The sequence below is a fragment of the Sphaerisporangium sp. NPDC051017 genome (assembly GCF_040683095.1).
Taxonomy (GTDB): domain Bacteria; phylum Actinomycetota; class Actinomycetes; order Streptosporangiales; family Streptosporangiaceae; genus Sphaerisporangium.
Map to the genome: position 1 here is coordinate 1 of NZ_JBFBCI010000069.1, position 26,840 is coordinate 26,840.

The 26,840-nt window shown below is 72.4% G+C and carries 26 protein-coding genes; 11 read left to right on the top strand and 15 right to left on the bottom strand.

The window, feature by feature from the left end; translation table 11 throughout:
• The coding region (locus tag AB0M95_RS34975; protein WP_363774169.1) for a transposase at positions 1 to 458 on the bottom strand (458 nt) is incomplete at its 3' end.
• 34 nt (positions 459 to 492) lie between these two features.
• Here AB0M95_RS34975 and AB0M95_RS34980 point away from each other — a divergent pair.
• Entirely contained in the window at positions 493 to 642 is a 150-nt protein-coding gene (locus AB0M95_RS34980) for a hypothetical protein (protein ID WP_363774172.1), read from the top strand.
• 102 nt (positions 643 to 744) lie between these two features.
• Here AB0M95_RS34980 and AB0M95_RS34985 read toward each other — a convergent pair whose 3' ends face one another.
• The 6 genes from AB0M95_RS34985 to AB0M95_RS35010 form a co-directional block, all read right to left on the bottom strand.
• Complete coding sequence (locus AB0M95_RS34985) at positions 745 to 1,554, bottom strand: hypothetical protein (protein ID WP_363774175.1); 810 nt, start codon at positions 1,552 to 1,554, stop codon at positions 745 to 747.
• Positions 1,555 to 1,556: 2 nt separating this feature from the next.
• Positions 1,557 to 2,333, bottom strand: a complete 777-nt coding sequence (locus AB0M95_RS34990) for a hypothetical protein (RefSeq protein ID WP_363774178.1) — start codon at positions 2,331 to 2,333, stop codon at positions 1,557 to 1,559.
• 228 nt (positions 2,334 to 2,561) lie between these two features.
• Entirely contained in the window at positions 2,562 to 2,795 is a 234-nt protein-coding gene (locus AB0M95_RS34995) for a hypothetical protein (RefSeq protein ID WP_363774181.1), read from the bottom strand.
• Between the two features lie 130 nt (positions 2,796 to 2,925).
• Positions 2,926 to 3,063 carry a hypothetical protein gene (locus AB0M95_RS35000; RefSeq protein WP_363774184.1) on the bottom strand — a complete coding sequence of 46 codons (138 nt, stop codon included), beginning with the start codon at positions 3,061 to 3,063 and terminating at the stop codon, positions 2,926 to 2,928.
• 46 nt (positions 3,064 to 3,109) lie between these two features.
• A complete protein-coding gene (locus AB0M95_RS35005) occupies positions 3,110 to 4,111 on the bottom strand; it encodes a phosphotransferase (protein WP_363774187.1) in 1,002 nt (333 codons plus the stop codon).
• 304 nt (positions 4,112 to 4,415) lie between these two features.
• Positions 4,416 to 6,506, bottom strand: coding sequence for a phosphocholine-specific phospholipase C (locus AB0M95_RS35010; RefSeq protein ID WP_363774190.1), 2,091 nt, complete (start codon positions 6,504 to 6,506; stop codon positions 4,416 to 4,418).
• Positions 6,507 to 6,765: 259 nt separating this feature from the next.
• On the opposite strand from AB0M95_RS35010, the gene AB0M95_RS35015 reads away from it, so the two are divergent.
• Positions 6,766 to 8,034 (top strand): C39 family peptidase, encoded by a 1,269-nt coding sequence (locus tag AB0M95_RS35015; protein ID WP_363774193.1) that lies wholly within the window; start codon positions 6,766 to 6,768, stop codon positions 8,032 to 8,034.
• A gap of 188 nt (positions 8,035 to 8,222) precedes the next feature.
• Here AB0M95_RS35015 and AB0M95_RS35020 read toward each other — a convergent pair whose 3' ends face one another.
• Together AB0M95_RS35020 and AB0M95_RS35025 are read right to left on the bottom strand one after the other, a co-directional pair.
• Complete coding sequence (locus AB0M95_RS35020; RefSeq protein WP_363774196.1) at positions 8,223 to 9,113, bottom strand: ribokinase; 891 nt, start codon at positions 9,111 to 9,113, stop codon at positions 8,223 to 8,225.
• A gap of 103 nt (positions 9,114 to 9,216) precedes the next feature.
• Positions 9,217 to 10,089, bottom strand: a complete 873-nt coding sequence (locus AB0M95_RS35025; RefSeq protein ID WP_363774283.1) for a helix-turn-helix transcriptional regulator — start codon at positions 10,087 to 10,089, stop codon at positions 9,217 to 9,219.
• Between the two features lie 222 nt (positions 10,090 to 10,311).
• Here AB0M95_RS35025 and AB0M95_RS35030 point away from each other — a divergent pair, with 222 nt between their 5' ends.
• Positions 10,312 to 11,763 carry an MFS transporter gene (locus AB0M95_RS35030; RefSeq protein ID WP_363774199.1) on the top strand — a complete coding sequence of 484 codons (1,452 nt, stop codon included), beginning with the start codon at positions 10,312 to 10,314 and terminating at the stop codon, positions 11,761 to 11,763.
• A 21-nt stretch (positions 11,764 to 11,784) separates the two neighbouring features.
• Here AB0M95_RS35030 and AB0M95_RS35035 read toward each other — a convergent pair whose 3' ends face one another.
• Positions 11,785 to 12,750 (bottom strand): GNAT family N-acetyltransferase, encoded by a 966-nt coding sequence (locus AB0M95_RS35035; protein ID WP_363774202.1) that lies wholly within the window; start codon positions 12,748 to 12,750, stop codon positions 11,785 to 11,787.
• A 125-nt stretch (positions 12,751 to 12,875) separates the two neighbouring features.
• Between AB0M95_RS35035 and AB0M95_RS35040 the strand changes: the two genes are divergently transcribed.
• From AB0M95_RS35040 to AB0M95_RS35055, 4 genes are all read left to right on the top strand, one after another.
• A complete protein-coding gene (locus AB0M95_RS35040) occupies positions 12,876 to 13,256 on the top strand; it encodes a hypothetical protein (protein WP_363774205.1) in 381 nt (126 codons plus the stop codon).
• Between the two features lie 75 nt (positions 13,257 to 13,331).
• A complete protein-coding gene (locus AB0M95_RS35045; protein ID WP_363774208.1) occupies positions 13,332 to 14,204 on the top strand; it encodes an oxidoreductase in 873 nt (290 codons plus the stop codon).
• A 499-nt stretch (positions 14,205 to 14,703) separates the two neighbouring features.
• Positions 14,704 to 16,362 (top strand): M28 family peptidase, encoded by a 1,659-nt coding sequence (locus AB0M95_RS35050; protein WP_363774211.1) that lies wholly within the window; start codon positions 14,704 to 14,706, stop codon positions 16,360 to 16,362.
• 189 nt (positions 16,363 to 16,551) lie between these two features.
• Complete coding sequence (locus tag AB0M95_RS35055) at positions 16,552 to 17,526, top strand: magnesium transporter CorA family protein (protein WP_363774214.1); 975 nt, start codon at positions 16,552 to 16,554, stop codon at positions 17,524 to 17,526.
• A 22-nt stretch (positions 17,527 to 17,548) separates the two neighbouring features.
• Here the strand turns inward: AB0M95_RS35055 and AB0M95_RS35060 are convergent, their stop codons facing one another.
• Positions 17,549 to 18,226 (bottom strand): TetR/AcrR family transcriptional regulator, encoded by a 678-nt coding sequence (locus AB0M95_RS35060; RefSeq protein ID WP_363774217.1) that lies wholly within the window; start codon positions 18,224 to 18,226, stop codon positions 17,549 to 17,551.
• A 181-nt stretch (positions 18,227 to 18,407) separates the two neighbouring features.
• Here AB0M95_RS35060 and AB0M95_RS35065 point away from each other — a divergent pair, with 181 nt between their 5' ends.
• Positions 18,408 to 18,779, top strand: coding sequence for a DoxX family protein (locus AB0M95_RS35065; RefSeq protein ID WP_363774220.1), 372 nt, complete (start codon positions 18,408 to 18,410; stop codon positions 18,777 to 18,779).
• Positions 18,780 to 18,795: 16 nt separating this feature from the next.
• Here AB0M95_RS35065 and AB0M95_RS35070 read toward each other — a convergent pair whose 3' ends face one another.
• Complete coding sequence (locus AB0M95_RS35070) at positions 18,796 to 20,061, bottom strand: ROK family transcriptional regulator (RefSeq protein ID WP_363774223.1); 1,266 nt, start codon at positions 20,059 to 20,061, stop codon at positions 18,796 to 18,798.
• Between the two features lie 56 nt (positions 20,062 to 20,117).
• Between AB0M95_RS35070 and AB0M95_RS35075 the strand changes: the two genes are divergently transcribed.
• Entirely contained in the window at positions 20,118 to 20,753 is a 636-nt protein-coding gene (locus AB0M95_RS35075) for an HAD-IA family hydrolase (protein WP_363774226.1), read from the top strand.
• Positions 20,754 to 20,794: 41 nt separating this feature from the next.
• Here AB0M95_RS35075 and AB0M95_RS35080 read toward each other — a convergent pair whose 3' ends face one another.
• Positions 20,795 to 21,190: a hypothetical protein gene (locus tag AB0M95_RS35080; protein WP_363774229.1), complete on the bottom strand. Its 396-nt coding sequence runs from the start codon at positions 21,188 to 21,190 to the stop codon at positions 20,795 to 20,797.
• A 735-nt stretch (positions 21,191 to 21,925) separates the two neighbouring features.
• Between AB0M95_RS35080 and AB0M95_RS35085 the strand changes: the two genes are divergently transcribed.
• Together AB0M95_RS35085 and AB0M95_RS35090 are read left to right on the top strand one after the other, a co-directional pair.
• Positions 21,926 to 23,383, top strand: a complete 1,458-nt coding sequence (locus AB0M95_RS35085; protein WP_363774232.1) for an FAD-binding protein — start codon at positions 21,926 to 21,928, stop codon at positions 23,381 to 23,383.
• Positions 23,384 to 23,652: 269 nt separating this feature from the next.
• On the top strand, positions 23,653 to 25,053 hold the full coding sequence (locus AB0M95_RS35090; protein ID WP_363774235.1) for an FAD/NAD(P)-binding protein: 1,401 nt from the start codon (positions 23,653 to 23,655) through the stop codon (positions 25,051 to 25,053).
• A gap of 209 nt (positions 25,054 to 25,262) precedes the next feature.
• Here AB0M95_RS35090 and AB0M95_RS35095 read toward each other — a convergent pair whose 3' ends face one another.
• Both AB0M95_RS35095 and AB0M95_RS35100 read right to left on the bottom strand, forming a co-directional pair.
• Positions 25,263 to 25,838 carry a chorismate pyruvate-lyase family protein gene (locus AB0M95_RS35095; RefSeq protein ID WP_363774238.1) on the bottom strand — a complete coding sequence of 192 codons (576 nt, stop codon included), beginning with the start codon at positions 25,836 to 25,838 and terminating at the stop codon, positions 25,263 to 25,265.
• Between the two features lie 57 nt (positions 25,839 to 25,895).
• Positions 25,896 to 26,582: an ATP-grasp domain-containing protein gene (locus tag AB0M95_RS35100; protein ID WP_363774241.1), complete on the bottom strand. Its 687-nt coding sequence runs from the start codon at positions 26,580 to 26,582 to the stop codon at positions 25,896 to 25,898.
• Positions 26,583 to 26,840: the final 258 nt, after the last annotated feature.

Here is a 26,840-nt window from a genome sequence, read left to right on the forward strand (position 1 = left end):
GGCAGGGAACGGGACCAGCGGACCTCCACGTCCCCGATCTTCGGCAGGCGCAACCTCCCGCCCGTGGTGATGGAGAACCGGGCGTTCTTCGTGAAGCGGATGGCCTGCCGGTTGTCCTTGCGGGACCGGAACCGGGGCGGGCCCACCTTCGGCCCTTTGCGCCTCCCGGTGATCGAGTCGAAGAAGTTCCGGAACGCCTGGTTCAGGTCCGCCAGCGCCTGCTGCAACACCACAGCCGACACCTCACCCAGCCAGCAGCGCCCAGGCGTCTTCTTCGCCTCGGAAATGACCCGCTTGGACAACTCCCCGTCCGAAATGTACGGCAGCCCCGCCGCATGGGCGTCGGACCGTGCACACAGACCGTCGTTGAACACCACCCGCGCGCACCCGAACGCCTCGGCCAGCTCGGCACGCTGACCAGCGGTCGGGTAGAGGCGGAAGTTGTACCTGAGCTGCACGGCGCCAACGGTATCCCGGTACCGGACCGGGCGAATGGGTGTTCGAGAACTCGCGACCACCTGGGGCGCCTACTTCTTCACCGGTGAGCCGGCCACCGCCGAACGCCACCGCGAACCCCGCACCGTCCTCGTCCGCCATGCCCGGCGGATCGAACAGCACGATCATCTCGACTCCGCCGGGTAACGCCGATCCGCCTTGGCGGCGGATCGGCTTTCCTGCCCCGCTGTTCGGACTCCCGGCCTCCCGGCCGGGAGTCCGTCCGTCACACCGGCCGGCTCGGACGCGCTACCGGATCGCCGCGAACGCCGCGCCCGCGACCAGAGCGATGATCAACGACAGGACGATCACGACCATGATCGTGCCCAGCGGCTCGGGGCGGCGCGGCATCCGGCCGTGCACCCGCGCGGCGCGGACCTGCCCCGAGGGCGTGACCGACGAGGGAGAGGGCTCGGCGGACGGCAGGGACGGCGCGGGCGTGGGCTCGGGCACCTGCCGCACCGGCGGCCGCACGACCGACGGCAGCGCCAGCGGCGGCCGGACGGGCGGCCTCGGTGAGGGGACCACCGGCGGCGCGGGTGCGCGCGTGGGCGTGGCACTGGGCGCGGGACGCGGCGTGGAGGTCTGCCGCGGGGCGGGCTCGGTGGGAGCCGGGGGCCGGGACGGCTCGGGCGTGGGAGTGAGCGTCAGCGCGGGCTCGGGCTCCGGCTCCCGCGTCGGCGGGGAGGACGGCGGGGGCTCGGGCGGCGGAGCGGGCCGCGGCGGCGGGTGGTGGCACAGGGGCGGGCCGCCGATGCTGAGCCCGACCCGCAGGCTCACCACGACGTCCACGTCCAGGCACACGGTGATCAGCCCGTCGTCATCGTCCCCGCCGAGCAGTCCGAGATCGACGTCGGCCACCCGCCGGGCGTGCCCGGGCGACGACGGCGGGTCCGAGGGGAGGGCGTCGTCCGCCGTGACGGTGATCCGCGCCGGGCCGGGAGCGGGAGTCGCGTGCCGGTGCTGGGGGGCCGCGGGCTCGGGGGTGGCGCCCGGGAGCGGGGTGAGCGGCGAGAGGGAGAGGGCGGTCAGGAGCGCGGTGGCGCGGATGGCCGGCACGGTCAGCCGCTCCAGGGCAGGCGCCGCACTTCGGTCAGCGCGGCCTCGAACGCGTCGGGGCCGACCGAGAGGCCGCTGGCGAAGGTGTGCGAGATCTGCCATGCGAGGAAGACGCCGAGGCCGAGCAGGCCGGACATCACCATGAGCGGCACCAGCGTCTTGCCCCGGGGCCGCGCGCCCGCGAGGAAGGGGAAGACGATGACGATGAGGCCGGTCAGGACGGCCAGGGGAAGCACGCCCGCGGGAGGTTTGGCCGCGGCGTCGGCCGCGCGCTGGCGGCGGGCCGCGGACCAGTCGCGCATCTCGTCGAGCAGCTCGCCGCGGGCGACCTTGGCGTCGTCGTCGCTCAGCACCAGCCCGTTCACCTGTGTGCGCAGCGCCTCCAGCCGCGTGGCGCCCTCCTCGCCGAGCCTGCCGGAGGCCATGAGCGGCCATTCGCGGTGCACCACGAAGTCCAGGTAGTCGCGCACCTGTTGCCGCACCTGGGGCCCGGCGGGCGCGGGCAGCCGGGCCGCGGACCAGTAGGACTCGATGGCCGCCTGGCTCTCGGCGTAGGTGTTCTGGCGGGCGGAGTCGGCCGTGGCCCACGGCACGACGATCGCGATGGCGAAGACCAGCAGGAACAGCGAGGACAGCATCGACCCGGAATGCCCGGCCGTGGGGCCGTTCGGCGCGAGGTCGTCGGCGCCACCGCCGTACCGCCGGAACAGGAGCGCGGCCACGGCCACCACGCCGACGGCCGCGAGGATCGCGAGTACGCTGACCAGGATCATCTGCATAGCCACTTTCTGCCAGGGACGCTGCGTCCGTTGCTGATCGCATGCCGTGACATAGGTATCACATTACGTAATGACTTCGGATGCCGATCGCGCAGATGTGCATAACTCGTGCTTGGTGCCCGTCACCATCGGGAGCAATCCGACATAGTGAGCACGTGACGGCGAAGGGAGGCTCGCACCACCCTGAGAGGGGAGGCCAGGCCCATGTCCGGGCAGGGCCGAGTGTCCCTACGGTGAGGACATGAGCGTCGCCGAGGTGAGCACCCCCTGGGACCGGGTCCGCGCCCACTGGTCGTCGCGTTCCTGGCTGCGCATGTTCCACCTGGTGACGGGCGCTCCCCTGAGCGTGGTCGCCCTGGCGCTCATCCTGGGCGTCGGCGCCGTGTCGGTGATCTTCGTGTGGACGCTGGTCGTGCCGGTGGCGGGCTCGCTGCTGCTGATGTGGCTGCTGCCGCTGCTCACCCGCCTGCAACGCGTTCGCCGCCTACCTCGGCGTCGAGATCCCTCCGGTGCCGAAGCGCCGCTGGGAGGGCAACATCGCGATGCGGCTGCTGCGCCGCGCCCGCTCGGCCACGCTGTGGCGCCAGGTCGCCTACCACCTGCTGTCGCCGCTGATCAGCGGGGTCGGGTTCGCCGGGGTGATCGCCACCTGGTCGGGCGCCTTGGTGACGGGCGCGATCGCCGCGCATTTCTGGGGGCTCGGGGACCGCTGGCCCGGCGTGCTGTTCACCGTCCTGTCCGGGGCGCTGGTCGTGGCTCTGCCCTGCTTGGGGGCTCTAGAGGGAGCCGCTCAGATAGCGCTCGGCCAGCTCGCAACTGCCCAGCGTGTAGCCGGTGCCGAGCTCGCGGGCGATGTCGGCCGCCGAGTGCGAACCGATCCAGGCGAGCAGCAGGAGCCGGCGGAACATGACGAACGTCCAGATCTCACGCTCGTCGTCCGCGGAGAGGCCGTGGACGGTCCGGTAGCCGCGCACCCAGGCGTCGATCATCTCGGGGACCTTGGGGTGGTGCTCGATGAAGCTGACGGCGGCGCCGAGGTCGTACATGTACCAGCTGAGGCCGCAGTCGTCGAAGTCGATGACGGTGGTGCCGGCGGCGCCGTCCACCAGGAGGTTGGCGAGGCGCATGTCGGCGTGGATGAGCCCGAACCGCTCGGGGCCCTTGCCGTACCGGGCGAGCCTGTCGCGCAGGGCCGACTCCAGCCGGGCCAGCACCTCGTGCGCCTCGCGGTCGACGCCCACCCCGTCCTGCCACCGGCCCCAGCGCGGCGCGGGGCCGAACGCGGCGTCCTCGTCCCAGGCGAAGCGGGTGAACGCGGCCGGCCGCCGCCAGCGGCGGGCGTGCAGGTGCATGCGCGCGGTGATGGCACCGAGGGGCTCGAAGTGCTCGACGAGGCGCTCCTCGGGCGGCTCGGCGCCGGGGACCCACTCGAACATCACGCAGTTGCGCGGCGCCGCGCCCGGGTCCTCGACGGTGACGACGCGCGAGCCGTCGAGGGCGGCCAGCACCACGGGGGTGCGCACGCCGGCCTCGTCGCCGAGCGCCGACTGCCAGTCCAGCTCGGAGAGGATCGCCTCGGGCGAGTGGTATCCGAGCCGGTGCACGCGCAGCACCGTGCGCGTCCCCTGGTCCTCGACGAGGAATGTCGCGTTCTCGGACACGTTGAGGAGCGTGACCCGCGCCTCGGGCGACATCCCGTAACCCGGCAGTGCCCGCCGGGCCACCAGCCCGACGCGGGACAGCACCTCGTCACCCCCGGACAGGTCGTGGAGCTCCATCGGCCCTCCTCATGCTCGCGGCTCGCTCATGACCGGCGTGGCCGCCACGCGGTAACGGTCCCATGCTCACGGCTGCGGCGCCACGCCGACCCAGGGGCTCCGCGTCAGTGGTCGCGACCGTCGTGCTCACCCGACGGCCTGATGGCGGGCTCGCTGAAGATGCGCGACCCGGCCAAGTTCGACATCATCGGCCGGATCGTCCTGGGGGAGACCGTCGAACGCGACTGATCCCGCCGCGCTACGGGAAGGGTGCGCCGTCCGGCCCGGACGGCGCACCCTTCCCTCTTTTCCGGGGTGGGTCCGGTCAGCCGGTGACGCTGGCGCGGCCGTTCTCGATGTGGCCCATCAGGCGGCGGCCGTAGGACGCGTCCTGCGCGCAGGTGACGCGCAGGTCGTACCAGCCCTCGTGGTCGTCGCAGTGCCAGGTCACGTGCTTGTCGTGGCCGGGCTTGAGGGTGAAGGTCCGCTCGTCGCGCCGGTCGCCGTACGCCAGCGGGGCGATCGTCACGTCCACCTTCGCCGTGCCGGTGTTGGTGACGGTCAGCGTCAGGCTGCGCTGCCTCCCCCGGATCTCGGGCTCGACGACGAGGCCGGACGCCGCGCCCGCGAGCGTGCCGGTGAACTCGCGGCGGAACCCGTTCGGGCCGGTCAGCGTGAAGTCGTAGGAGCCGTTCCGCACGGGCACGTCCAGCCTCGCCGACCCGAGCACGTCCACGTGGACGGGCAGGTCGAACTCGCCCGCGTACGGGAACAGGGTCATGTGGACGCTCTCGCCGCCGCTGTTGGCCAGCCGCAGCCTCACCTTCCCGTCCGCCACGCGGCCCCAGGCGTCCGGCTGGTACGGCAGCGGCCGGGCGGGGCGGGTGCCGGCCTCCTGGACCGGCATCTTCTGCCCGGCGGGAGGCGCGGGCCGCCAGCGGCCGGTGAAGGGCGGCACGGGGCCGGGGGCGGTGAGCCCGGGGCGGTGCGCGCCCCCGCCGAAGTCGAAGGCCGAGGTCAGGTCACCGGCCACGGTACGGCGCCACGGGGTGATGTCGGGGAAGCGGACGCCCAGCCAGGTCTCCAGGAACCGCACCGTCGAGGTGTGGTCGAAGGTCTGCGAGCAGACGTACCCGCCGACCGTCCACGGCGAGATGACCGTCATCGGCACGCGAATGCCGAGGCCGATGGGGTGGCCGTCGTAGAAGTCCTCGACCCGGTCGGCGGGCGGCAGCGGCGGCGGCACGTGGTCGAAGAAGCCGTCGTTCTCGTCGAAGGTGAGGAACAGCACCGTCGAGCGCCAGACGTCCGGGTTGGAGGCGATGGCGTCGAGGATGTCGTAGGTGATCACGGCGCTCTGCGCGGGCGAGGACGCGCTCGGGTGCTCGGAGTCCTCGGACGAGGGCACGATGTAGCTCACCTTGGGCAGGCGCCCGGCCTCGACGTCGGCGCGGAAGCTCGCGGCCAGCGTGCCGGGCAGGCCCCGGCGCAGCGCCTTCTCGTACAGCGACCGGTCGGCGGGGCTCAGCTTGGCCACGCCCTCCTCCAGGCGGGCCAGCATCCGCCGCTGCTCGTCCGGCGAGGACGCCCGGCCGAGGGCGGAGTAGAACGAGTCGAGGCTCCGGTAGTCGCCCTGGAGCGCGGCGCGCGCGATCCGCCGGAAGCGGGCGAAGAACTCCAGGTTGTTGTCCGTGAAGTTGTCCATCTCCTGGTAGACCTTCCAGGAGTGCCCCGCGGCCTCCAGGATCTCCCCGGCGTTGGACCATTCGTATCCGGCGTGGATGTCCTCGTTGTAGGCCGCGTTGTCGATGGCCCGCTTGGTCGTGCCGGGCTCGTAGCCGGTGTGGCCGCTGACGTGGTAGTTGCGGTTCGGGCTCGTCGAGGACAGCACCGAGCAGTGGTAGTGGTCGCAGATCGTGAAGGTGTCGGCCAGTTCGTACTGCAGCGGGATGTCCCGCCGCTGGTAGTACGCCATGGTGGCCGGGCTCTTGGCGGCGATCCACCCGTCGTGCCAGCCCGCGGCGGCGGACTGCTGGCCGTCGGGCCAGCCGTGCGCCAGCGCGTTGATCCACTGCAGGTCCTTGCCGACGAGGTCGGCGGCGTCCCTCACCGGGAAGGGGAGCACGTGCCCGGCCGGGCCGCCCGGCTGCTCGAAGACGCTCCCGCCGCCGCGAAGATCCACCGCGTTACGGTCCCCGAACCCGCGCACGCCGCGCAGCGTGCCGAAGTAGTGGTCGAACGAGCGGTTCTCCTGCATGAGGAAGACGACGTGCTTCACGGCGGACAGTCCGCCCCGGGGAGCGGGCATGGCCATCGCGGCGTGGACGGAGGGCGGGAGCAGCGACGCCACGGCGGCGCCGCCGACGGCGCCGGCGCCGAGCGCGAGGAACCTGCGACGAGAGGGCGCGTCAGACATGTGCTTCTCTTCCGGTCAGTGGAGCAGGACGCCGCAGATCTTCCCAACCGTGATGATCCACCCGCTGAGCGCAAGGTGTATCAAAGGTGACAAAATCACCTACCGCGACAACCCCACGGCGGCCGCGTCCCGGCCACCACCGAGATCGTCTCCCGCCCTCCGACGCAGTCAAGACGATACGTAAAACTCCCGATGTGAGAACACCGCACAGCGCCTACGGTCGGCGGCGTCGAGAACCCCCCGAGGCAAGGTGGAGTTCATGCGCGTTCTGGCCGTGTTCCTCTTCGCCGTCCTTTCGAGCACCCTCATCCCCTCCTCCGTCGCCGCGGACACCCTCGCGGCGGGCGGGAAACCCCGTCCCAGTCCCGTGGTGGACGTCGTCTACAAGCGCGAGGCGTTCCCCGCGGGCACCGCCGAGGGCGTGTCCGCCGCCGACCGCCTCACCTTCCGGTCACCCGCGGGGACGACGACCTACACCGACGCGCTCGGCACCAAGACCTGGGAGTACGCCCGCTGGACCGGCAGGGAGCGGCCCGTCGGCTTCGCCGCCACCGAGCTGGTCGCCTCCTGGACGGCCGACACCCCCGCCGGGAGCTGGCTGCAGGTCGAGATGCGCGGGCGGCACACCGGCGGCCTGACCAAGTGGTACGTCCTCGGCCGCTGGGCGTACGGCGAGGGCGACATCCGCCGCACCTCGCTGCCCGGGCAGGGCGACGCCGACGGCACCGTCTACGTCGACACCTTCGCCGCGAAGACCGGCAAGGCCATCTCGGCCTACCAGCTCCGCGTCACCCTGTACCGCACGCCCGGGTCGTCCGCGCGGCCGGTCGTGCGGACGCTCGGCGCGATGTCGTCGGCCGTCCCCGAGCGGACGGAGGTGCCGGTCAGCCCCGGCGGCGGCGCGTGGGGAACCGAGCTTCCGGTGCCCCGGCGTTCGCAGAGCGTCCACCAGGGCCACTACCCCGAATGGGACGGCGGCGGCGAGGCGTGGTGCAGCCCCACCTCGACCACCATGGTGCTGGGCTACTGGGGCAGGTGGCCGAGCGCCGTGGACACCTCGTGGGTGGACCCGTCCGACCCCGACCCCGAGGTCGACTACGCGGCCCGCTACACCTACGACCACGCCTACCAGGGCGCGGGCAACTGGCCGTTCAACACCGCGTACGCCGGGCGGTACGGGCTGGACGGGTTCGTCACCCGGCTGCGGTCGCTGACCGAGATGGAACGCCTGATCGCCGCCCGCATCCCCGTGATCACCTCGCAGTCGTTCGAGGAGGAGGAGCTGCCCGGCGCGGGCTACGGCACCAACGGCCACCTCATGGTGATCATCGGCTTCACCTCCACGGGCGACGTGATCGCCAACGACCCGGCCTCGCCCTCCAACGACGCCGTGCGCCGGGTGTACCCGCGCGCGGCCTTCGAGAAGGTCTGGCTGCGCAGCACGGGCAGCGGCGGCGTCGTGTACGTCATCCACCCGGCGAACCGTCCCCTGCCCCCGGCCGCCGTGCCGGGACAGCCCAACTGGTGAACTGAGGCCTGAGGGGACGGCGGTCGCGCCGTCCCCTCATCCGTCCGGCGTCGCCAGGTCCAGCACCCGGATCCCCGCCAGGGCTTGCATCTCACTCCTCCGTGGTCACGGAGTCAGGGTTTCGCGGCTCGGAGGTTCGCGGCTCATGGGTTCGCGGCTCATGGGTTCACGGCTCATGGGTTCACGGCTCATGGGTTCACGGCCGACTCCAGGGCGGCGTCGATCTCGGCGCGCGCGGGCATGGACGTGCTCGCCCCCTCGCGCTGGACGGACAGCGCCGCCGCCGCGGTCGCGAAGCGCAGGGCGCGCTCGGCGGGCATGCCCTCGGCACGGCCTACCGCCAGCGCGCCGGCGAAGGTGTCGCCCGCCGCCGTGGTGTCGACGGCGGTCACCGGTAGGGCCGGGACGCGCAGCCGCGCGCCCGAGCGCGAGCCGTACAGCGAGCCCTCGGCCCCGAGGGTGATCACCGCCTCGGGGACCAGGTCGAGCAGGGCCTTGAGCGACTCCTCCGGGTCGGCGAGGCCGGTGATGGCCGCCGCCTCGTGTTCGTTCGGGACGATCAGGCCGACGGCGCCGAGCAGTTCGCGCGGCATCTCCCGGGCGGGGGCGGGAGTGAGGACGACGGGGACGCGCGCCCGGGTCGCGGCGGCCACCACCGCCTCCATGGGCAGCTCCAGTTGCAGCAGCAGCGCGTCGGAGCGGTCGATGACGGCCAGGTCGTCGTCCGTGGGCCCGGTGAGGGTGCCGTTGGCGCCGGGGACGACGATGATCGAGTTACCGCCCGCGTCGTCCACGACGATGTGCGCGATCCCGGACGAGCCGGGCACGACGCGCAGGCGGGTGACGTCGACGCCCGCCGACGCCAGCGTCTCGCGCATGACCGGGCCGAACGCGTCGTCGCCGACCGCCCCGATGAAGGCGACCTCGGCCCCGGCGCGGGCCGCCGCGATGGCCTGGTTCGCCCCCTTGCCGCCGGGGATCGTGGCGAACGCCCGGCCCGTCACGGTCTCCCCGCGTCTGGGGGCGGTCGCGGTGTAGGCGACCAGGTCCATGTTGGCGCTGCCGAAAACCGAGATCATGATCCGTCCTCTTCCCTACCGGTTACACCCGCGTCGTACCCGCGGCCGGTCCGGCCGCGCGCGTGCGGCGGGCGAGCTCGTCGAAGCCGATGCCGTCGGCAGGTCAGTGGACGTGGTCGACGGCCTGCGCCTCGGGGTTGGCCCTGAGCCAGGCGATGCGCTCGCGGCTCTCGTCGTCCATCGGCGTGTAGACGACCATGCGCGTCTCGGGCGGGGACGGCAGGGCCATGCTCGTCGACGTCGTGCGCACCTCGCCGACCGCCGAGTGCTGGAAGATCTTCATGCGCTTGCCCGGCTGCGCCACCTCGTGATCCGCCCACATCGCCGCGAAGGTCGGGCTCGCCTTGGACAGGCCGCGCACGAACTCCACCCACGACGGCTCGCCGATGTGCCGGACGAAACCGGCGCGCAGCGTGGCCACCATCAGCGCCTGCTCCGCCTCGGCGTTCAGCACGGGATTGCAGCACGCCGGGCAGGTGAAGCACTGCCAGATCGCGTTGCGCTCGGGCAGCTCGCGCCGGACCATGTTCGGGAGCAGCGCTCCGTACGGGGCGTTCCAGGCCAGCAGGTCGTACCTGCTGTTGTACACGGACGCGGGCAGCGGGTCGAGGTTCTCCAGGATCGTGTGCACCTCGGGCTCCAGGACGCCGCACCCGTCGGCCGGGCGCACCTCGGGGACGTCCGCGAGCCGGTACAGGTGCTCGCGCTCGGCGGTGTCCAGCCGGAGCGTGCGGGCCACGGCGTCCAGCACCTGCACGCTGGCGTTGATCCTTCGCCCCTGCTCCAGCCAGGTGTACCAGGTCACCCCCACCCCGGCGAGCTGGGCGACCTCCTCGCGCCGCAGGCCCGGCGTACGCCGGCGCAGGCCGGGCGGCAGGCCGACGTCGGCGGGCGAGATGCGCTCGCGGCGGCTGCGCAGGAACGCCGCAAGCTCGGTACGCCGCACGGGGTCCTTCTCCCATACGGCGCCCGTCATCGGCACCGGACCACCGTTCCGCATCGCCCCCGCCTCCCGCCGCGCATCCCCCGAGACCGCGCCGCCACCCCGCGGCCCGGACCGCCCCGGCCCGGCCGGATCGAGGCCTCCGGCGGCACCCCCTTCATACTGGACGCCGGGCGGACCCGTTGCCAGGTGGCACCGGTACCAGGATAGGCAGGCTCTCGTTACCGGTATCGACGGGCGACGACGATCGTCCCCATGACCTCAGTGACAAGATCCTCTCCCGCCGGGGGGACGGGGACGGCCGCCGTCCCCGGGCGGGCCGATCGGGCGTCCCGGCGAGGTGCGGGGTGGCTGCTCGGCATCGTGCTGGTGGGCCAGTTCATGGCGACCCTCGACGTCTCGATCGTCAACGTGGCGGCCCCGACGATTCGCACCGACCTCGCCACCTCCGGCTCCGGCCTCCAGCTGATCATCTCCGGCTACACGATCGCGTACGCGATGCTGCTCATCACCGGCGCCCGCCTGGGCGGGCTGTCCGGCCCGCGGCGGCTGTTCCTGCTCGGGCTCGCCGTGTTCACCGCCGCGTCCCTGGCCTGCGGCCTCGCCGGCTCGGAAGGGGCGCTGATCGCGTTCCGGCTCGTCCAGGGCGCGGGATCGGCGCTCATGGTGCCCCAGGTGCTCAGCATGATCCAGCTCCACTTCACGGGCGCCGCGCGGGCCAGGGCACTCGGCGCCTACTCGGCCGTGCTCGCCGGGGGCGTGGTCGTCGGGCAGGTCGCGGGTGGCGCGCTGGTGAGCGCCGACCTGTTCGGCATGGCCTGGCGGCCGGTGTTCCTGGTCAACGTCCCCATCGGCGCAACCCTGCTGGTCGTCGGCGCGCTGCTGCTGCCACGCGAGCACGTGCCCCGCGAGCAGGGCCTCGACCTCGCGGGCCTGATCACGCTGTCGGTGACGGTGGTCATGCTGGTGGTGCCGCTGGTGCTCGGGCACGAGCAGCACTGGCCGGCGTGGGGCTGGTGGTCGATGGCCGCGAGCGCGGCCGTGACCGGCGTGTTCGTCGCGGTGGAGCGGCGGGCGCGGCACCCGCTGATCCCCGGCCGCCTGCTGCGGGCCCCCGGGCTGGTGCCCTCGGCGCTCGGCATGTTCGGGTCGATGGTGACGTGGGCCGGGTTCCTGTTCAGCGTGGCGCTGCACCTCCAGGGCGGGCTCGGCGACAGCCCGATCGGCGCGGGGCTCTCGTTCGTCCCGGGCGCGGCCGGGTTCGCGCTCGTCAGCCTCACCTGGCGGCGCCTCCCGGCACGGCTGCACCGGCCGGTGATCTTCGCCGGCTTCGCCGCGGCGGCCGTAGGCTACCTGGGCGTGGCGCGGGCCTTCGTCTCCGGCGGCGACGGGCAGCCGTACTTCGGGATCTTCTTCGCCGTGGCCGGGATCGGGCTCGGGCTGGCCTACAACCCGCTGTTCACCGTGGCGCTGGAGAACATCGCCGCGCGCGACGCGGCCGACGCCAGCGGGCTGATGGCCATGACGCTGCAGCTCGGACAGGTGGTGGGCGTGACGGCGTTCGGCACGCTCTACCTGAGCCTGACGCCGTCCGCGCACGCCGTGGGGGTCACCGCCGCGGGCCTCGCCGCCACGACCGTGGTCGCGGGAGCCTGCGCGCTGCCTCTGCTTCGGCGCGGCGCCGGACACCGAGCGACGGACGCCTGAGTACGGGCGCCGGACACCGGCTCAGAGCGTGCGGCGCCACACGTCGATGACGAGAACCGGGCGCATCCCGACCGACTGGTACAGATCCAGCGCCGGGGACGTGTTGCCGGAATCCACGTGCAGGTAGGTGCCCACGCGGCCCCGGCGCGCATCGGCGGCGAAGGCGTGCCTCAGCAGCAGCCGTCCGATGCCCCGCCCCCGGAACTCCGGCAGCACGGCCAGGATGCGGACGTATCCGTGGTTCTCGTCGGCGGCGAACATGTCGCTGCCGAGCAGCATCCCGGCCGGGTGGCCGTCCGCCTCGGCCAGCAGCAGTTGCGACCAGTCGTGGGTGGCGGACGCCTCGAAGTCCTCCTTCCAGCGGTCGTACTCCTTGGGGACGAAGCCGAAGTGCTCGGCGAAGCCCTCCTGGTGGATCCGGTGCGCGGCCCGCATGAGCTCCTCCAGGCCGGCGGCCGGGTGGACGGTGACGCCGGGCAGGGAGCCGGGGTCGGGGTCGCCGTGCTCGATCCTCAGCCGGTGGAAGCTCGTCGCCGGGGCGAAGCCGTGCGCGCGCGCCGCCGCCCGTTTGGCCGCGTCCCCCCGGTAGACGCCGATGTCCACGATCGCCGCGGGGAGGCCGAGCTCCACGGCGATCTCCCGGGTGCGCCCGAGCACAGTCCGCCACAGCCATGAGCCGGCCTCGGCGTCCCGGGCGTAGACCTCGATCTCCACTCCCCCGCCGGACCCCTGCCGCACGGCGTACCCCCAGCCCACGGGGTCCTCGCCGCCGTCGCGCCCGCGCACCAGCCAGGCGTCGCGGGCGACATCCAAGCCGGGGTCGGCGAGCGCGTCGGCCACGTCGTCCTGGGTCATGTCGGGACGGCCGAGCACCTCGGTGTCGCACGCGGCGACCAGCCGGTGGATCGCCGGCACGTCGGCCATCTCCGGGCGGCGGACGTCGTACCTGCTCAGGATGGGGTCGGCCGGGTTCTGATGTGCGTTCACGCCTTTCGTTGTACCGTGGGCGACTTGCCGGACGCTGGGTGTGGACTTGGCGCGAGCCGCCGCGCCCGGCCGTGCGTGCGGCATGATGGCGATATCAGGGCGGATCATCACACGCGGAGGCCGGCATGAATGTACGGGAGTTCTTCGAGAACCTGTCCGGGGCCCGGCGCGTGTACGGGGATCCGTACGAGAAGGACGGCGTCACGGTCATCCCCGTCTTGCACATCCGCGCGGCCGGCGGCTTCGGCCGTGGGGAACGGCGTGGGGCCGAACCCGGCGAGCAGCCCGGCGGCGCGGACACCGCCGCGGTCGCGGGCAACGCCATGAACGACGGGGAGGGCGGCGGCGGGGCCGCGGAGGCCCGGCCGGTGGGCGCCTACATCGTCAAGGACGGCGAGGCCCGGTGGGAGCCGGCGTTCGACGTCAACCGCTTCGTACTCGGCGTCCAGATCCTCGTCGGTCTCGCCCTGATCCTCTTCGCACGCCGCCTACGCCCCCGCCGGTAGGCGAGCCGCGCACGTGGCCGGGTCGCGTCCGGCCGGGTTTGGCGTGTGTGGATTTTTCGGGAGATGCTCAAACAGGTGACATCACCGACGAACTCCGCGACGGACACATACGACCTGGGCGGCACGCTCACGATCCCCCGGCTGGGCTTCGGCGCCATGCAGCTCCCCGGCCGCTGGCACAAGCCGCCGATCCCCCGGGAGACGAGCGTGGCGGTCGCGCGCCGCGCCGTCGAGCTCGGCGCCCGGCACATCGACACCGCCGCCTTCTACTTCTCCCCTGCCGCCCGCGCCAACGACATCCTGCGCGAGGCCCTCCACCCGTACCCGGCGGACGTCACCATCGCCACCAAGGTGGGCCCCCTGCGCGACGACACCGGTCGCATGTACGCCGAGGCGGCGCCCGGGCAGTTGCGCGGCGAGGTCGAGCGGAACCTGCGCGATCTCGCCGTCGACGTCCTGGACCTGGTGTACCTGCGGGTGGGCCGCCTCGCCGGCGACGCCGCCGACCCGATCGGCGAGCGGTTCGCCGTCCTCGCCGGGCTGCGGGACGAGGGCCTGATCCGGCACCTCGGCGTCAGCAACGTGACGCACGCCCAGCTGGACGAGGCCCGTGCGATCGCCCCGGTCGCCGCGGTGCAGAACCGCTTCGGCGTGCTCGACCAGCAGGACGGGGAGCTGGCCGACGCGTGCGCGGACCTCGGCATCGCCTACATGCCGTTCTTCGCCCTCGGCGGCGGCCACGCCCCGCTGTCCGGCGAGAACCTGGACGCGGTGGCCGCGCGCCACGGCGCGACACCCTTCCAGGTCGCCATCGCCTGGGGCCTGGCGCGGTCGCCCTCGATCGTCCAGATCCCCGGCACCGGCTCCCTCGCTCACCTGGAGGAGAACATGGCCGCGGGCCGCCTGGTCCTGAACGAGGAGGACATGGCTCTGCTCACCGTGACCTAGTCGTACCGCCCTGAGAGGTTGGATACGCGGCCGGTGGGACGGCCGTCCGGCACCGTGAAATCCGCGTTCCCCGCTGATTCGCCGCGGCGCTGCGTGCCGCGGCGAATCGGCACGCGGCGAAGCGAGCCGAAAGTCCATACCATTTCCGCCCGCGCCATTCTAATGGCCCGCTCCACCGGCGCGGAATTTCGGCCCCGCCCGCATTGAAAGGGCGTCCTGCTTTCGCCCGGTCACCGGGGCCGGCTGCGGATACCGCCTTGCCGGGCGGGGTTCCGGGGCTTTTTCCGTATATATACGGATGCCGCTACGGATGTACGACACCTTCCCGTGGCCCTACCGTCACGCACAAGTCGGTTCGTCCCTCCACCCCCAGTCCCGCCTCGTCACGCCGTCGCCCGAATCACGACCGCATCACGGCCGATTCACGACGGCGCGATGAACGCTGCCCGCGTACACGGCGAACTACGCGGCAGCGGGATGCCGAGAAAGGAATTCGCGCATGAGGCGCAAGCTCGTCCTCGCGGTGACCGCCGCCCTGGCCCTGTCGGGCCTGGTGGCGTCCGCGACCCCCGCGATCGCCCAGGCCCCTCCAGGTGCCACCGGGAACGGCTCACCTCTCAGTGCCCCCCTCGGCCGCACGACGGCACTCGCGGCGGCGCCCGACATCAGCCTGACGAACATCAAGACCCACCTGAGCCAGTTCCAGAGCATCGCCAACGCCAACGGCGGCACCCGCAGGTCGACCACCAGCGGCTACACCGCGTCGGTCGCCTACGTCGAGCAGAAGCTTCAGGCCGCCGGGTACACCACCCAGCGCGTGGCCTGCACGCCGGGCTGCACCAGCGGCGCCGGGCCGAACCTGATCGCCGACTGGCCGGGCGGTGACGCCGACCAGGTCATCATGTCCGGCGCCCACCTGGACAGCGTCTCGGCCGGCCCCGGCATCAACGACAACGGCTCGGGCTCGTCGATGCTGCTGGAGGTCGCGCTGACCCTGGCCGCGCAGAACCCGACGATGACCAAGCACGTGCGGTTCGGCTGGTGGAGCGACGAGGAGCAGGGCCTGCTCGGCTCGCGCGCCTACGTCAACGGGCTGAACTCCACCGAGCGCGCGAAGATCAAGCAGTACCTCAACTACGACATGGTCGGGTCGACCAACGGCGGTTACTTCATCAACAACATCACCACCACGGCCGCCGCCGACCTGCGGGCGTTCTACAACAACCTCGGCCTGCAGCCGGAGGAGAACACCGAGGGCGCCAACCGCTCCGACGACGCCTCCTTCCGCAACGCGGGCATCGCCACCTCGGGCGTCGCGGCCGGCGCCGGCGCCACCAAGACCTCGGCGCAGGCGAGCAAGTGGGGCGGCACGTCGGGACGCGCGTACGACTCGTGCTACCACCGGTCCTGCGACACCACGACCAACATCAACGACACGATCCTCGACCGGGCGGGCGACGCGGCGGCGTACGCGATCTGGACCCAGGCCACGGGCACCCCCTCCAGCCGGGACTTCTCGATCTCGGCGAGCCCTTCCTCGGGGAGCGTGACCGCGGGCCAGTCCGTCTCGACCACGATCGGCACCACGACGACGGCGGGCGCGGCGCAGACGGTGACCTTCTCGTCGGTGTCCGGCCTGCCGAGCGGCGCCACCGCGACCTTCACCCCGACCTCGGTGACCTCGGGCGGATCCTCGACGCTGGCCATCTCCACCTCGGCGTCCACGCCCACCGGCACCTACGACCTCACCGTGACGGGCACCGGTGAGACGGCCACGCACACCGCGTCGTACACGCTGACCGTGCAGGGCACGAGCGGCGGCCGGACGTTCCGCAACGACACGGACTACACGATCAACGACCTGTCGACGATCAACAGCCCGATCACCTCGACCGCCTCGGGCAGCGCGGTCTCCCCGGTCCGGCTCACGATCGTCATCAGCCACACCTGCGCCGAGGACCTGCGGATCCGCCTGCGCGGCCCGAGCGGGACGTTCTACACCGTCAAGAGCAGCGGCGGCATCTCCTGCACGTCCTTCGGCACCCGCAACTACTCCGTCCCCGTCAGCCAGACGGCCGCCGGAACCTGGACCCTCGAAGTCACCGACCAGTACACCCTGGACACCGGCTTCCTGGACTCCTGGAGCATCACCCTCTGACCTGGAGGCGGAGCCCGGACCGCTGAGCGGAGCGGCGCGGCGTCCCTGAGAGCGGTGGGCCACATCCGGTCCCAGGGGCGCCGCGCCCTCAGCATGATAGCAATGGTTTTCATAATCGATAAAGGGTGCACCCGCCGCGGCGCGGGACGCGTCCTCCGCCGTCCACCGGCGGAGCTATCGTTGGCGGACATGGTACGTACACGCCTTTATCGCGACGGCGCCCTCGCGGCCGAAGGCTTCCCGATCGCCGACGTCTCCGACCACCTGGAGGATCCGTCGGCCACCGTGTGGTTCGACCTGTGCTCTCCCCCGCCCGAGAAGCTCGCCGTCATCAGCGAGGAGCTCGGCCTGCACCCGCTGGCCGTCGAGGACGTGCTGCACCCGCACCAGCGGCCCAAGCTCGACATCTACGAGAGCCACCTGTTCATCGTGGCGTACGCCGTGAGGCTGGGCGAGGACGACGGCTCCCTCGGCTTCAGCGAGGTGTCGATGTTCGTGACGCGCAACGCGCTCGTCACGGTGCGCTCCGACGACACGTTCGACATCGACGCGGTGGCCGCGCGCTGGGACGCGAGCCCGGGCCTGGCCAAGCACGGCGTGTCGTACCTGCTGCACTCCCTGCTCGACTCCATCGTGGACGGCCACTTCGATGTCGCCCAGGCGCTGGACGACCGGGTGGAGGCGCTGGAGGACCTGCTGTTCACCGACCACCCCGGCGACGGCCGCGGCCTCCAGCGGCGCATGTTCGACCTGCGCAGGACGACGGTGCGGTTCCGCCGGATCGTGGTGCCGATGCGCGAGGTCGTCAACGGTCTCATGCGCCCCGACCTGCGCGTGGTGCAGCCGGACATGGCGCCCTACTACCAGGACATCTACGACCATGTCCTGCGGGTCTCGGAGTGGACGGAGTCGCTGCGCGAGCTGGTGGGCAACGTCCACGAGACGCACCTGAACCTCCAGGGCAACCGCATGAACGACATCATGAAGCGGGTGACGAGCTGGGCGGCCGTCATCGCCGTCCCCACCATGATCACCGGCTTCTACGGGCAGAACATCCCGTACCCCGGGTTCGCGCAGGCCGCGGGCTTCTGGACCTCCACCCTGCTGATCCTGGTCGCCTCGGCGATCCTGTACGTCGTCTTCCGCCTGAAGGACTGGATCTGACGCGCTCCCCTCGCGCCGCGGGTCAGCCGCCGCACGCGCCGGCCGCTCCGAGGTCGACCATCGCCTTGTAGACCTGGTCGGGGCGCATGGGCGGCTCGGGCAGCGGGTGGGCGCGGTCGGCACGAAAGGCGTCCAGCATCAGGCCGAGGTGGCGCCGCCACGCGCTCGGGCAGACCGCGCTGGTGGCCTCGGTGATGCGCGTGTGCGCCCAGACGACCAGCGCGAGGTCCTCGGCGGTGACGTCGGGCCTGACCGCGCCCGCCGCCTGCGCGCGCTCCACGATCCGCGCGCTGAGCTCGTAGATGCGGCTCCGGGCGCGCTCGCTGCAGGAGGCGTCGGGGAAGCGCATGGACGCCAGGTCGTTGAACCCCCGGTCGTGCGCCTGGAGCTCGCAGAGCCGCTCCAGGTAGAACGCGAACGCCTCCCACGCGTCGTCCATGACGAGCGCGCGCTCGGCGTGCTCCAGCCACGTGCCGAGCTTCTCGAGGAAGATCGCCTCGACCAGGTCCATGCGGGTGGGGAAGTTGCGGTACAGCGTGCCGATGGCCACACCGGCCCGCCGGGCTATCTGTTCCAGCGGCGCGTCGAGCCCTTCGGAGGCGAAGACCGCGCGCGCCGCGGCGAGGAGGGCGTCGCGGTTGCGTCGCGCGTCACGACGGAGGGGCCGGGCGGCTGCGGTGTCGTCGGAGTCGGGCGGCATCTCCCCAGTGTAACGAACTGGAGGCGACCCTCGACTTCTGTGCTACGCTCCCAAAGCCGAGGAACCCCTCGACTTCCGGACGCGCAGGTCGGGCGTGCTTTTCCGGAGGTGATCCCCCAGGCGTGCGGCCGGCGCGCCCGGACCGCACCCTCCCCCCGTCCGGCCCTTCGAAGGAGACCCCGTGAACGTCTTCCTCTGGGTGCTTCAGGCACTGCTGGCCCTGGCGTTCGGCCTCGCCGGCGTGCTGAAGACCACCCGCCCCAAGGAACAACTGGCCCCGCAGATGCCGTGGGTCAACGACTTCTCCGCCGGCACGGTGAAGCTCATCGGCGCGGTCGAGTTCCTCGCCGCCCTCGGCCTGATCCTCCCCGCCGCCACCGGCATCGCGCCGATCCTCACCCCGCTGGCCGCGACCGGCCTCGTGATCACCATGATCGGCGCCATCATCGTGCACGGCCGCCGCGGCGAGCCCCAGGGCATCGTGATCAACGTCATCCTGCTGGTCCTCGCGGCCGTGGTCGCCTGGGGCCGGTTCGGGCCCTACGGCCTCTGAGCCACGGCCCCGTAGGTCACGGAGCAGGGCTCCCCTCCGCCCACGCCGCGAGCGCCGCCTCGCTCGTGACGTGGTCCAGGCCGACGGCGACGGCGCCGTGCAGCGCGCCGTCGTCGCCGTGCGCCGCGTCGAGGACCGGCGGGGGCCGGTCCCTGCGGAAGCTCATCAGGCCGTCTTCGTAGGCCGCGCCAAACCGAGCGGAAGCCGCGGCACGCAGGTGGACGGCGAGGCCGCCGAGCGTGACGACGTCGGGGGCGTGGGCGTTGACCAGCCCGGCGATGCCCGCCGCCAGTGACTCGGCGACGAGGCCCACCGCCCGCGCGGCCTCCTCGCCGGGAACGTCACCGAGACTCTCCCCCGCGGCCTCCCCGCCGGCGACCCGGGCGAGGACCCGGCGGGCGTAGGTACGCGGGTCGCGCGGCGCGGGGGCCCCGAGGTGACGGGCGAGGGCGCGGCCGTCCACCTCCAGGTCCCAGCACCCGCGCGCGCCGCAGGGGCAGCGCAGCGCCCGGTCACCGAAGGGCACGTGCCCGTACTCGCCGCCGGTGCCGCCCGCGCCCGTGACCGGACGGCCCCCGACGATGAGGGCGCCGCCGACGCCGACCTCGACCAGCAGGTGCAGCGCGGTCCCGGCCCCGGCGGCGGCCCCCGTGCACGCTTCGGCCACCCCGGCGAGGGTGGCGTCGTTACCGACCAGCAGCGGCAGCCCCGAGCCCGCGGCCAGCGCGCCGAGGTCCACCGGGCCCCAGCCGAGGGCGGACGCCTGGACTATCCGGCCGTCCTGGACGGTCGCGGGCACGGCGAGGGACACCGCGCGCAGCCGGTCGCCGTGTCGCCGCCACGCGTCGCTCACCACCTCTCCGAGCACCCCGAGGACGGCGCCGGGCTCGCGTCCGGCGTGCCGTCCCTCCCGCAGGTCGTGGACCCGCCCGTCCAGCGAGGCGAGCCCGCACCGCCAGTCCTCCTGGCGCAGGTCGATCGCGAGGACCAGCGGGCCGGACGGGTGGGGCGCGAGGACGGTGGTCGGCCGTCCCCGGCCCCGCGCGGGCGCCGGGACCTCGCCGAGCAGGCACAGCTCGCGCAGCCGCGCGGTGATCTCGGTGGCGGAACCGGTGGTCAGGTTCAGCCGCCGGGCCAGCTCGGCGCGGGTGATGCCGGGCTCCCCGCGGACCCGCGCCAGCACGTCGGCCGCGGTGCGCCAGCGCGCGTTGCGGGCACGCTCGGGCCGGTCGCCGTGACCGGGACCGCCGTCGCCGGATCGCCGCGGCCCATCACTTGCCATCCGCCGCGCCCACCACCTTATGCTCGTGCTACGAGTATAAGCCGGAAGGGGTGGACATGGATCTGACGCACGTCGAGGCCGTCCTACTCGACATGGACGGCACGCTGGTGGACTCCGACGCCGCGGTCGAACGCGGGTGGAGGGTGTGGGCCGCCGAGTACGGCGTGGACGCCAGGACGGTGCTGGAGATCATGCACGGCAGCCCGTCCATCCTCACCGTGCGCCGGCTGCTGCCCGGCGCGGACGAGACGGCCGTCGCCGCCGCCGCGGCCCGCCAGCTCGCGCTGCAGTACGACGACCTGTCCGACGTCGTCCCCGCCCTGGGCGCGCCGGAACTGCTGGCCGCGCTCGACGACCTGGCGCTGCCGTGGGCGGTCGTCACCAGCGCCGACGCGCGGCTGGCCAAGGCCCGCCTCGGCGCGGCGGGCATCGACCCGCCCATGTTGCTCACCATCGAGGACGTCACGGCCGGCAAGCCCGACCCCGAGGGCTACGTCCTCGCCGCCGCGCGGCTCGGCGTCCACCCCGGCCGCTGCCTGGTCGTCGAGGACAGCACGCCTGGGACGACGGCCGGGCAGGCGGCGGGCGCGACGGTCGCATCCCTCAGGGGCCTGCCCGGCGACGTACCCCTCGCCCACCTCGCCGAACTCGCCGGCCTGCTCACCCGTTCGCTCCGGCCCGCGATCGGGTGACCCTCCCCCGGACGGGTGCGCGGCTGGGAGGCCGATCTCCGCTAGGCCCGGCCCTCCGCGGGCCGATCCTCCTCAGGCCAGGCCTCCCGAGATCCGGCCTCCCGAGATCCGGCTTCCCGAGGCCTGATCTCCTGACGCCGATCCGCCTTCGACTGTCGGCGGAGCTGGGCGTAGCGCTCGGCCACTCGCCGGGCCGTGGTCACCGGGTCGTCGGCGGGGCTGTAACTGTAGGTCCTGCGGTTGCCCGCCATCACGGCCCCCGACCACCAGAAGCAGGAGCCGTCGGTCCACGCGACCAGGTCGACCCACACGCTCACCAGCGCGAGCCCGCGTCCCTCGTGGACCTCGCCCGTGATGCCGTGTCGTTCCAGCGCATGGCTCAGCCGGTGGGCGGCCTGCGCGGACGGATGCCGCCACGACCGCTCATCGGCCGCCATGGCGATCCCCTTGCGCGCCTGCGGCAGCCCTCATGACAACGAACCTAGAAATGAGACGATAAAGCGGGCAAGAGGGTTTCTTGTTGTTGCTTCGGATTGGTCAATGATTCAATCTCCGGGCGGCGGCCAGAAACCCGCTGTTACTAGTCCGGACACTTCCGAAAATCGGTCACCCCCACGGGCGTCACACCCGAAAACGCCCGGACGTTCGCCGCGTTCACCGCCCAGGCCAGCCATGACGGCCTCCGGGAGCATGAAATCCAGAAATTCGGCTGCCCATATTCAGGCCGAATATAGGCCGTCCCGATAACAGGACGGCCGTGACGGGCGTCGCACGGCCCGCGGGGGCGAAGAGCGTCCCGAACGAGCCTTTCCGGCGACGGGCGTGCCGGAACGCCATCCATGTCGGCGGAAGTCTGGTTGCGCCTGGTTGCCCCGCCCGGCACGCGCCGTGACCACACCCAGGGTCAAGGGAGGTGTATCCCGCGGCCGCGAGCGGTGCGAGGATCCGCGCGGTACGGCGTTCACCGTTTGCGCCTTTGCGCCAGTTCGCCGCGCTCGCCGTTCGGTACCATCCTGCCCCGATGATGCTCGCCTGCCCCACGGCTCGCCCGTCGAGGCCCGAAGCGCCGTAGTAACCCTTTTGTGGCTGTCATCCGGTTACGTGCGGGTAGCGTCGCCGGGTGCCGTCGGCGATTATCGACGCGACGTGACCGCGCTGCGAAAGGATCGGATATGACATGGCATCCGTGGAGACAGGCGTTCCTCACGGCGGGGGCGGCCGTGGTCGGCTTCGACCCGTCCACGCGCACGTGGGTCACCGACGCCGCCCAGTCTCAGGGGATGGTCGACCTGCCGCCGCTGAAGGGCAAGGTGGTGACCGATCCCGCCTCGCGCGGCCAGGCGGCCGACGACTTCGGGCACCTGGTCCATCAGACCCCCGGGGCCGTGCTGGAGCCCGGCGCCGTGTCGGACATCATGCTGATGATGAAGTACTGCCGGACGCACAGCCTGCAGGTGGCCGCGCGCGGCCAGGGACACGCCACCTTCGGTCAGGGCCAGGTCGCGGGCGGTCTGATCATCGACATGACCCCGCTCAACGCGATTGAGGTGCGGGAGGACACGGCCGTCGTGGAGGCGGGCGCGCTCTGGAGCAGCTTGGCGCAGGCGACCCTGGCCCACGGCCTGACCCCTCCGGTCTTCACCGACTACCTGGAGCTCTCGGTCGGCGGCACGCTCTCGGTGGGCGGTGTCGGCGGCCAGACCCACCACCACGGAGCCCAGGTGGACAGCGTCGTGGAACTGGAGGTCGTCACGGGGGAGGCCGGCCTGAGGAGGTGTTCCGCGGAGTCGCGCCCCGACCTCTTCCGCGCGGCGCTGGCTGGAAGAGGACAGTGCGGCATCATCACCAAGGCCACCGTGCGCCTGCTGCCCGCCCCCACGACGGTCCGCCACTACCTGCTCTCCTACCCGAGCGTCGCCGCGCTGACCGCCGACCAGCGGCGCGTGGTCAACGACGGCCGCTTCGCCTACGTGGAGGGAGAGCTCGGGCTGCCGACCGGCTCCGCCGGCTGGAGTTACCAGCTTGAAGCGGTCGCCTTCTTCAACGGCACGACCCCGCCCGACGACGCCAGGCTTCTCGACGGTCTGAGCGACCAGCCCGGCGACCGGCAGATCCAGGACATGTCCTACTTCGACTTCCTCAACCGGCTCGCCGCGGGCGTCGCCTATCTGAAGTCCACAGGCGAGTGGTACCGCCCGCACCCCTGGTGGAACATGTTCCTGCCCGCGAGCCGCACCGACGCCTTCGTGGAGGCCGCCATCAAGGACCTGACCGAGACCGAGGTCGGCGCCGGCGGCGTGGTCCTGCTCTACCCCTTCCCCCGCGCCCGCCTGCACCTGCCCTTGCTGCGCATGCCCGACGAGGAGACGGTCTTCCTCCTCACGCTGCTCAAAACCGCCTCGGACGGAGCCGAGAGCCCGCAGGACATGGTGGAGGCCAACCGTTCCCTCTACCTGCGCGCCCAAGCCGTCGGGGGTTACCAGTACCCGGTCGGCTCCATACCCACCACGCCTGAGGAGTGGCGCACCCACTACGGCCCCGCATGGGCCGCCTTCCAGGCGGCCCATGAACGCTACGACCCCGACGGAATCCTCACTCCGGGCCAGGGCGTCTTCCCTCCGGGACCGTGAAGTCCGCAGCCGAATCACCCGTGCCGAGTTTCGCCGCCAGACCAAGGGCGAAGCCGGCCACCACCGGCCGGCGGCTCGGGTGGGCAGCCGCCGCCGGCCTCCGGCTCTGGTGGACGACCCACTGGGACGATGGCAACGACCGCTGGAACCGTCTCGAGCATCTGTGCGGCGGGCGAATCGGGCAAATGGCGCAAAGCTTCACTTGTCCGCAACCCGGAGTTGGGCAATAACCCTTATGTCATGTAGGTATACAGGGTTATCGTAAGCACGTGCCTCACCCTCCAGCGGTCGTCATCGTGGGCGGCGGCGCCAGCGGGACGCTGGCGGCCATCCACCTGCTCCGCGCGCCCGCGAACGGCGCACCACTGGAGGTGGTGCTGATCGACCGGGACGGGCGCCACGCGCTCGGGCAGGCGTACTCCACCACCGATCCGCGTCACCTCCTCAACGCCTGCGCCGAGAAGATGAGCGCGGCGGACGGCGACCCCGGCCACCTGCTGGCCTGGGCCCACGCCAACGGCCTGGACGTGGCCGGGTCCGACTTCCTGCCCCGCGAGGCGTACGGACGCTACCTGCGCCACGTCCTCGACACCGAGGCGCGCCGCGCCGCGCCCGAGCGGCGGCTGACCCAGGTGACCGGCACGGCCTGCTCCCTCGCGCGCCCGGCGTCCGGCCGTCCCGTCCACGTACGCCTCACCGACGGGCGCGTGATCGAGGGTGACGCGGTGGTGCTCGCCACGGGCAACCCCTCCCCCGCCACGCCCCCGGCCCTCGTCGGGCACACCGGCGAGCGCTACATCGCCGACCCCTGGGCGCCGGGCGCGCTCGGCCGCATCCGCGACGGCGCGGTGCTCGTGATGGGCACCGGCCTGACCATGGTGGACATCGCGCTCACGGTCACCTCGGGCGACCCGCGCGCGGTGGTGTACGCCGTCTCCCGGCACGGCCTGCTGCCCCGGCCGCACCGGCATCCGTCGCCCCCGCCCGTCCCCGCGCCCGTCCCCGAAGGCCCGCTCACGCTAACCCGGCTGCTGCGCGCCGTACGGACCGCCGTACGGGACAACGGCGGCGATTGGCACGCCGTGGTGGACGGCCTGCGGCCCCGCGTCCCGGAGCTGTGGTCACGGCTCGCCCCGGACGACCAGCGCCGGTTCCTGCGCCTGGTGGCCCGCTACTGGGAGGTCCACCGCCACCGCCTGGCCCCCGCCACGGCCGCCCTCGTCGACGAGCTGCGCGCCACCGGCCGCCTGCGCGTGCTGCGCGGCCAGGTGGCCGGTGCGGTCCACTCCGGCGGCGCGGCCGGCGTGACGGGTTCGCGAGACGCTCTGACCGTCGCGGTGCAGGACGGCGGCGTCCGGCGCGACCTGCGGGTCGGCTGGCTGGTCAACGGGACCGGCCCCGCCTCCGGCGTAGATCGTGACCCGTTCCTGGCCCGGCTGCTCGCCGACGGCGTGGTGCGCCCAGGCCCGCTCGGGCTCGGCCTGGACGCCGACGCGGGCGGCGCCGTCCTGGACGCCGAGGGCCGCCCGTCCGACCGGGTCTTCACCCTCGGGCCGCCCCTGCGCGGCAAGTGGTACGAGACGACGGCGGTCCCGGAGATCCGCGCCCAGGCGGCGGTCCTCGCCCCTCGCCTCGTCGAGGCCGTCACCCGCCCCGCGGCCCTGCGCTGAGCGCCCGGCACGCCCGCGCCGGCGGTTCACCGGTCCGGGCCGTCGAGGACCTGTCGGCCGCCTGCACGATCCGCACCGCGATCAGGGTTGAGCGTCGCAGCGAGGTTGAGGACAGGCATGTTGGCCATGGGGGGTGCGGCGGCGTTCCGCCAAGGAGCCGGGATCTGCCATGTCTGCTCCATGGATGAGAGTACGGGAGGTGTACGTCGTCAGTCGCAGAAGTCCTCGCCGGCGAGGATGGCGGGTAATCCATGAAGCCGTATGCGGTAGGTGCGGTGCACTGTGAGGCGGGCGGGCATGTGGTCCCGCGCCCAGTTCGGCGTAACCGCCCGGCCGAACCAGAGCAATTCTCTGAGGCTCTCCACGAGGTGGCGACGGATCGCGGCCCCGATCCCGAGCCGTTCCTCCATGAAGGAGTCGCGAAGCTGCTGGGGTAACCGGCCTGGAAGCAGATATGTCTGCGCACAATATAAGGGGTCATCTACCGCGGCATCCCTGACCAGCACCCGGCGCCGCGCGCAGGCGGTGCCCACCGGTACCTCCAGCCAGGCCGCCGACCCGTGGTCGAGCTCGACGAGATCCTCCGCTAGCACGTCGACGCGCAGCGGGCGCATGGTGTACGCCTCGAACAGGCTAGTGACGGTGGAATCGGACACCAGCACGGTGCGCAGCAGCGGGGGGAGAGCGCTGACATCGAGGTCGGTCAAGCCGTCGGGACGGCGGTCCTGCGCAATGAACCGGTCGGCGATGAGAGTGGTCGCCGACGTGGCAGGAGGCCTTGTCACGTGCGACGCCAGGTGTTTGATCAAGGATGGCCCCCTCTTCGATGTGGGTGGTGAGCGTCAGCCCTGCGGCCCGATTCCCTCGGCCGCGAACAGGCTCAGATCGATTTCCGGATACACGGGGTGCCGGGCGAGCAGGTCGCGAACTCTGGGCTCGACGGACGTGGCCACCGAGGCGTCCAGGTGGAACTTCGACTTGCTCTGCTCAATGGTCCCGTGGGCGCTGTGGGTCTTGTCCGGCCGTACGGCGGCGAGGACCGTGGCCACGATGTCGGCGATCTCCTCCATCTCCGCCGTCCCCATGCCCAGGGTCCCCGGCCATAGGTCCATGGCCACGGTCCCGTCCTCATGCGCGTAGCCGACGACCTGGCTGTAGCCGGGCGCGGGAGCGCCCGGTGCCGCCTTCGGCAGGGCATCAAGGACGAAAGCCAAGACATGGACGCCAGGCATGGGCAACAGCCCGGCCGCTCTCTCCGCGGCGTTCAGCAGGGACGTCACGCGCTGAAAGCGCGGATTGATCTCTAGGACCACCACCCGCCCATCCGGCGTGACCAGCAGGTCCAAGCCGAACAGACCCAGGAAACCGATCTCGCGCAACACCCGTCCCAGGGCCCGCGTCACGCGCTCGCACGCCGCGGCCACCCCTTCGGTCAGGTCCGAACCGTCGACAAGCTGGTTGCCGCAGTGCGCGCCCCATACATCGGTCAGGGGGCCGTACCCCACCATCTGATGGGAGACGCCGGACACGAGCGTACGGTCGGGACCCACGCAGCCGCTGACCGTCAGGGGAAGGCCCCTCCAAGTATTCGGGGAGATCTTGAGGTCCTGGCCGTACCAATCCGCCAGGCAGGTGCGGAGTTCTGCCGGGTCGTGCGCCAGGGGCGTGCCGTTCCCGGTCAGGTTGTTGCGGGGAAGCTGGACGACGACGGCTCGCCCGCCAAGGCGTTTCCCACAGCTCCGCAGCTCTGGACGGCAGGTCGGGATCCGCGCGGACCACCAGCGAGG